Below are 6,000 nucleotides of genomic sequence, written 5' to 3'. Positions count from 1 at the left end.
CGTCACGCCCGCCGCGCGGGCGGCCGACGGCGCGGCGAGGGCCGCGAGGGCGACCGCGGCGGCGAGGGCCGGTCCCGCCGCGAGGCGAGGAGGCGGGCGCCGGCGGGCGGCGGCCTCGGGCGAACGGTTCTCGAGGAACGGGATCATGGCGGTGCTCCGGTCGTCGCGCCCGCTCAGCGGATGCCGTTGGTGATGGTGGAGGCCATCTGGTCGGCGGCCTGGATCACCTTCGAGTTCATCTCGTAGGCGCGCTGGGCGGAGATCAGGTTCGTGATCTCCTTCACCGGATCGACGTTCGAGGCCTCGAGGTAGCCCTGGTGGATCTTGGCGTAGCCGGGGTCGGCGGGCACGCCGACGACCGGCTGGCCCGACGCCTCGGTCTCGCGATAGAGGTTGCCGCCCATCGGCTCGAGGCCGGTCTCGTTGGCGAAGTTGGCGAGCGTCAGCTGCCCGAGGTTCTCGAGCTGCTGCTGGTCCGGCACGCGCGCGAAGACCTGGCCAGACTGGTTGACGACGATCTCCACCGTGTTCTCCGGCACCTCGATCGCCGGGTCGACGAGGTAGCCCTCCATCGTCACGAGCTGGCCCTCGGCGTTGGTGTTGAACGAGCCCGCGCGGGTGTAGAGGATCTCGCCCTCCGGCCCCTGCACCTGGAACCAGCCGCGGCCGTCGAGCGCGAGGTCGAGCTTGTTGCCGGTCTGCGAGAGCGCACCCTGCATGTGCAGGTTCCGGATCGCGGCCGTGCGCACGCCGAGCCCGAGGTTCGCCCCCTCCGGGATCGCCGCCTCGCCGCCGCGCATCGGCACGCCCTGGAGCCGCTCGGTCTGGTAGAGCAGATCGGTGAACTCGGCCCGCGCCCGCTTGAACGCGGTGGTGTTGATGTTGGCGATGTTGTTGGCGATGACCTCGACGTTGAGCTGCTGGGCGTTCATGCCGGTGGCGGCGATGGCGAGCGCTTTCATGATGGCGATCCTCCTCAGATCTGCATCCGGCTGATTTCCTGGTACGCCTGCACCACCTTGTCCCGCACCGCGATCGCGGTCTGGAGCGTGCGCTCGGCGTTCATCACGGCCTCGACCACCTGCTGGACCGAGGCCTTGCCGTTCATGCCGGCGATGGAGGCGGCCTCGGCCTCGCGCAGGACGTCGACGCCCTGCGCGGCGACGTCGGCGAGGACGGCGCCGAAGTCCGGCGCGCCGCCCGCGGCGGCGGAGCCGGCTCGGGTCGGCGGCGCCGTGATGGCGAGGCGCTCGGTCGCCCGCGCGGCGCCGAGGCCGGAGACACCCGAGAGGCTGGACAGGCTGGAGAGGGAACCGACGGCGTCGATCATCACTGGCTCCTGAGCAGGTCGATGGTCTGGGCGACCATGGAGCGGGTCTGGCGGATCACCGCGAGGTTGGCCTCGTAGGCGCGGTTGGCCTCGCGCATGTCGGCCATCTCGACGAGCATGTTCACGTTGGGCAGCTTGACCATGCCGTTCTCGTCGGCGGCGGGGTGCGAGGGGTCGTACTCCGTGCGGAACGGCGCGCGGTCGGCGCCGACGCCGTCCACCGAGACGAGGCTCGCCCCCGAGGCCCGGTCGATCAGGCTCTCGAAGGTCACCGTCTTGCGCCGGTAGGGGTCGGCGCCCGCGGTGTCGCCGGTGGCGTTCGCGTTGGCGAGGTTCTCGGCGATGATGCGCATGCGGGTCGACTGGGCCTCGAGGCCCGAACCCGCGATGCGCGAGGCGGAGGTCAGGGGATCGATCATCGGGCGCTCTGCATCAGCATGCGGTGGAAGGACTTCACGACCGAGGTCGCGAGCGAGTGCTCGCGGCTCGCGGAGGAGGCCTTGATCAGCTCCTCCTCGATGCTCACGGAGTTGCCGGAATGGGTGATCGCCCAGCCGTCGCGGGTGCGCGTCTCGGAGACCCGCGCGTCCTGCGCCGGCAGCAGGTGATCCGGCCGCGTCGCGGCGAGCTGGAGGCTCGTGCGGTCGAGCACGTCCCGGAACGGCTCGACGTCGCGGGCGCGGAAGCCCGGCGTGCTCGCGTTCGCCACGTTCTCGGCGATCGTCGCCTGGCGCACCGAGAGCCACTCGGACTTGCGCGAGGCGAGGCTGAAGAGGTGGATGCCGTCGAGCACGGACGAAGCTCCTCGTCGTTTCGGACGAGGGCGAGAGTGCGCGGCGTGCCTTGCGTCGGGCTTGCGTTCCGGCGCGGCGATCCGGTCACGGCGCGTCAACCATGTCCGCGGACGGGGCGGCGCGCGGGGCGAGACCTTTACCCTGCGCGTGCGACGACGGCTCGCATCGGCGCGCCTGGCCCGGAACCTGCGCAATTCGTCGCGAATGCCGCGCAGGCGTCCCGCGGCGGGACGAATCCGCGGCGCACGGGCACGTAGGGAGGAGGTCGCGATGCACCGGATCGGAACGCCGGCGGATGCCGGCCGGGTCGGCTGGGTCGACGCCGCCAAGGGGATCTGCATCGTCTTCGTGGTGATGATGCACGCGACCCTCGGCGTCGGCGAGGCGATGGGCGGCGAGGGCTTCATGCATGCGGTCGTCGCCTTCGCGGCGCCCTTCCGCATGCCGGACTTCTTCCTGATCTCGGGCCTGTTCCTGGCCCGCGTCGTCGACCGCGACTGGCGCACCTACGGCGACAAGCGCATCCTCCACTTCGCCTACTTCTACCTGCTCTGGCTCGTGATCCAGTCGCTCGTGAAGATCGGCTCGGTCTCCGACGGCACCCTCGCGGGCTTCCTGGAGCACCTCGCGGTCTCCCTGGTCGAGCCGTACTCGACGCTGTGGTTCGTCTACATGCTGGCGATCTTCTCGGTCGTCGCGAAGCTGGTGCGCCGGACGAGCCCCGTCCTGGTGCTCGCCGTGGCGGCGGCGCTCGAGATCGCGCCCATCCACACCGGCTGGTTCCTGCTCGACGAGTTCTGCGCGCGGCTCGTCTACTTCCTCGCCGGCTGGCACCTCGCGCCGATGATCTTCCGGCTCGCCGAGGCGGCCGTCGCCCGCCGGGGCGCCGCGCTCGCGTTCCTCGCGGCGTGGGCGGTGATCAACGGCGCGCTGGCCCTGACCGAGGTGACGGTGCTCGGCACCACGACGACGCCGGCCGCGCTTCCCGTGGTGAGCCTCGCGCTCGGCGTGGCGGGCGCGGCGGCGATCGTCGTCGTCTCGGCGCTGATCGCGGGTACCGCCGTCGGGCGGCCCTTGGCCCATGCCGGGGCGCACTCGATCGCGGTCTACCTCGCCTTCTTCTTCCCGATGGCCGTCACCCGCGAGGTGCTGATGCGCACCGGCGTGATCGACGACGTGGGCGTGGTCTCCCTCGTCGTCACGCTCGTCGCCGTGATCGCGCCGCTGGTGCTCGAGCGCATCGTCCGGCACGGTCCGGCCGCCTTTCTGTTCGAGCGCCCCGCCTGGGCGCGGCTCGGGCCGCGGCGGGCGGCGGTGGCGCCGGCCGAGTAGCGCCGGGCCGCGGCTGCGCGTCGCGGGCGGAACGGATCGCCCGAGGACGGGCGCTGGTTCGCGTCAGCCGCGCCCGAGCAGGTCGAGCGTCGCCGCGTCGGCGCGGCCGCCGTAGAAGGCGTCGAGCCCACGCTGGAAGAGGGCGGCGTCCGCCGCGTCTTCCGCCGCCGCGTGGAACAGCGTCAGGCACGAGCGCAGCTTGAGGTCGTCGGGGCTGCCGAGGATGGCGTGGATGTCGGTGCCTTCGTGGGGCAGGAGCAGGCCGACCGCCTCGCGCAGGCGCGGCCCGAGCCGGGGATGGGCGAGGTAGGCCCGCGCCTCGCCGAGCCCGGAAATCCCGTAGTGCCGCGCGGTGGCGCTGCGGCCGAGCGCGGCGAGCTGGGGGAAGACGAACCACATCCAGTGCGACCGCTTGGCGCCCGCCGCGAGTTCCGCGCGCACGTCCTCCCAGACCGGGTCCTGCGCCGCCACGAAGCGCGCGAGGTCGTTATCGTCCGCCATTCCCCTGCTCCCTTTCGCTCTCCCGCGACCGCGTCTCCCCGCGACCGAGCGTCGCCGCAACGCGATGGCCCACCGCCGCGTTCGCTCGCCCACAGCCTACACGTAAGCGACGGATGGGAGACCCACGATGAAGCTCGACCTCGACGGCAAGATCGCACTCGTCACCGGCGGCGATTCCGGCATGGGCCGGGAGACTGCGCGCTACCTGCTCGAGGAAGGCGCGTCGGTCGCCTTGTGCGACAAGACGGAGGACGAGCTGACGGACGCAGCGCGCGCGCTCTCGGAGCACGGGCGCTGCGAGCCCTTCACCGCCGACCTGACGAAGCCCGACGAGGTCGCGCGGCTGAAGGCACGGGTCGAGGAGCGGCTCGGCGCGCCCGACATCGTCGTCCATGCCGCCGGCACCACCGGGCCGACCGGCGACTTCCTCGAGATCGACGACGCCGGCTGGCGGGAAGTGCTCGAGGTCGACCTGATGAGCGCCGTGCGCGTGGCACGGACGTTCATCCCCGGCATGCGCGCCAAGGGCTGGGGCCGGCTCGTGCTGATCTCGTCCGAGAACGCCGTGCAGCCCTACCCCGAGGAGATGCCCTACGACGTCGCCAAGGCCGGCATCGACGCGCTCGGCAAGAGCCTGTCGAAGGCGTTCGGGCCCGACGGCGTCAACGTCAACGTCGTCTCCCCCGCCTTCGTGGCGACGCCGATGACCGACAAGATGATGGACAAGAAGGCCGCAGAGGAAGGCACAGACCGCGATCAGGCGATCGAGGGGTTCCTCGCGCAGAAGCGGCCCGGCATCGTCGTGGGACGGCGCGGGCGCCCGGAGGAGGTCGCCGCCGTCATCGCCTTCCTGTGCTCGGAGCGCGCGAGCTACGTCGTGGGAGCCAACTGGCGCGTCGACGGCGGCTCGGTGATGACGACGACCTGAGCTGCGCGGCGCGTCACCAGAACCGGGTGCCCGGCCCGCCCTTGAACGGGCCGGCCACCTTGGACGTGATCCAGCCGCCGTAGAAGCCGCCCTCCTGCGGCACGACCCGCTCGCCGTCGACGAAGCACGCCTCCATCGGCGCCGGGTAGAAGGTCACGTAGCCGGCCATCGGCCGGAAGGGGGCCGTGGGGCGCGGGTAGGACCAGGCGCCGCGCGGCACGCGCACGTCTCCCGCGACGACGTCGAAGTAGGCGGCCTGCCCTTTCCATTCGCAGATCGAGCCGCCGCCCGCGGGCACCAGCACGCCGGTTTCGACATCCTCCGGCGGAAAGTAGTAGGATGGCGGGTGGGACGTCTCGAGCACGCGGAAGCCACGGCAGGTGCGCGCGATCGTGCGGCCGCCGAGGACGACCTCCAGCAGGGACTGCGTCGGCTCGCAGATCGCCGGGCGCGGATAGTCCCAGACGCTCTCCTGCCCCGGCGCCGGCGGGATCGGAACGGGTCGGTTCAACGTGGGTCCGTCGCGCATGGCACGCCTCTCGCTTCAACATTCGTTAGGAATGGATCGGAGTTCCCGGGGATCGACGAGCCCTGCCGCGTGCGCCTTTGCGCGTTGCTTAACCAGAGATGAACGGCTCCGATGCCTGGGCGTGCTCGAGGAGGCGTACCCATGTCAGACCAGCATCTCGATCCTGCGGCCTTCGCCGCGTCCGGCAGCTTCGTCCCGTCGAGCGCCGTCCGGGCGGCGCTCCCGCGGGCGGGCGTCGTGAGCGGAAAGCGCACCCGGCTCGGCGACGCGCTCGACCGGCTGGCGCCGGACGTGCCCGAGTTCGAGCGCGAGGCGATCCTCGACCACGCGCTCGACAGCCGCGGCCTCGCCGGGGCGAGCCCCGAGACCGCCGCTTGGCTCTCCATGGTCTCCTACGTCCGGCACGTCCTTACGGATTACGACGCGCTGCTGGCGGAGGGCTACGACCGCGACAGCGCCCGCCACTTCGTCGCCGACGAGACCACGGAGATCCTGACCTCCTGGGGCTGCCGCCGTCCGCTGGAGGGGTGACCGAGGCTCCTGCCCCATCGGGGGAGGTGGATCGACGGCGGAGGCGACGAGACGG

Annotated in this window: 9 protein-coding genes; 3 read left to right on the top strand and 6 right to left on the bottom strand. The window is 71.9% G+C overall.

Going from position 1 to position 6,000, the window contains the following annotated elements; all coding sequences use genetic code 11:
* Positions 1 to 173: 173 nt before the first annotated feature.
* From flgG to flgB, 4 genes are read right to left on the bottom strand one after another with little or no spacing between them, the layout of a single operon-like run.
* The gene (gene flgG / locus ACTZWW_RS18560; RefSeq protein ID WP_444782447.1) at positions 174 to 962 is read right to left on the bottom strand and encodes a flagellar basal-body rod protein FlgG; all 789 of its coding nucleotides are present in this window, start codon (positions 960 to 962) and stop codon (positions 174 to 176) included.
* 14 nt (positions 963 to 976) lie between these two features.
* On the bottom strand, positions 977 to 1,330 hold the full coding sequence (locus ACTZWW_RS18555) for a flagellar hook-basal body complex protein FliE (protein ID WP_444782446.1): 354 nt from the start codon (positions 1,328 to 1,330) through the stop codon (positions 977 to 979).
* On the bottom strand, positions 1,330 to 1,746 hold the full coding sequence (flgC, locus tag ACTZWW_RS18550; RefSeq protein ID WP_444782450.1) for a flagellar basal body rod protein FlgC: 417 nt from the start codon (positions 1,744 to 1,746) through the stop codon (positions 1,330 to 1,332). Before flgC ends, ACTZWW_RS18555 begins: the two co-directional genes overlap by 1 nt.
* Positions 1,746 to 2,123 carry a flagellar basal body rod protein FlgB gene (gene flgB, locus ACTZWW_RS18545; protein ID WP_444782445.1) on the bottom strand — a complete coding sequence of 126 codons (378 nt, stop codon included), beginning with the start codon at positions 2,121 to 2,123 and terminating at the stop codon, positions 1,746 to 1,748. Before flgB ends, flgC begins: the two co-directional genes overlap by 1 nt.
* Before the next feature lie 271 nt (positions 2,124 to 2,394).
* Between flgB and ACTZWW_RS18540 the strand changes: the two genes are divergently transcribed.
* A complete protein-coding gene (locus tag ACTZWW_RS18540) occupies positions 2,395 to 3,456 on the top strand; it encodes an acyltransferase family protein (protein ID WP_444782444.1) in 1,062 nt (353 codons plus the stop codon).
* Between the two features lie 63 nt (positions 3,457 to 3,519).
* On the opposite strand, the gene ACTZWW_RS18535 is transcribed toward ACTZWW_RS18540, so the two are convergent.
* Positions 3,520 to 3,957, bottom strand: a complete 438-nt coding sequence (locus ACTZWW_RS18535; protein WP_444782443.1) for a DUF1810 domain-containing protein — start codon at positions 3,955 to 3,957, stop codon at positions 3,520 to 3,522.
* 127 nt (positions 3,958 to 4,084) lie between these two features.
* Between ACTZWW_RS18535 and ACTZWW_RS18530 the strand changes: the two genes are divergently transcribed.
* Positions 4,085 to 4,885, top strand: a complete 801-nt coding sequence (locus tag ACTZWW_RS18530) for an SDR family NAD(P)-dependent oxidoreductase (RefSeq protein WP_444782442.1) — start codon at positions 4,085 to 4,087, stop codon at positions 4,883 to 4,885.
* 13 nt (positions 4,886 to 4,898) lie between these two features.
* Here the strand turns inward: ACTZWW_RS18530 and ACTZWW_RS18525 are convergent, their stop codons facing one another.
* Entirely contained in the window at positions 4,899 to 5,414 is a 516-nt protein-coding gene (locus ACTZWW_RS18525; protein ID WP_444782441.1) for a DUF427 domain-containing protein, read from the bottom strand.
* A gap of 237 nt (positions 5,415 to 5,651) precedes the next feature.
* Between ACTZWW_RS18525 and ACTZWW_RS18520 the strand changes: the two genes are divergently transcribed.
* Positions 5,652 to 5,945, top strand: coding sequence for a DUF2293 domain-containing protein (locus tag ACTZWW_RS18520; protein ID WP_444782449.1), 294 nt, complete (start codon positions 5,652 to 5,654; stop codon positions 5,943 to 5,945).
* Positions 5,946 to 6,000: the final 55 nt, after the last annotated feature.

The organism is Salinarimonas sp. NSM, from assembly GCF_052380005.1.
GTDB lineage: Bacteria > Pseudomonadota > Alphaproteobacteria > Rhizobiales > Beijerinckiaceae > Salinarimonas.
The sequence above is the reverse complement of the archived record's forward strand: the minus strand, read 5'-3'. Positions and strand labels throughout refer to the sequence as shown.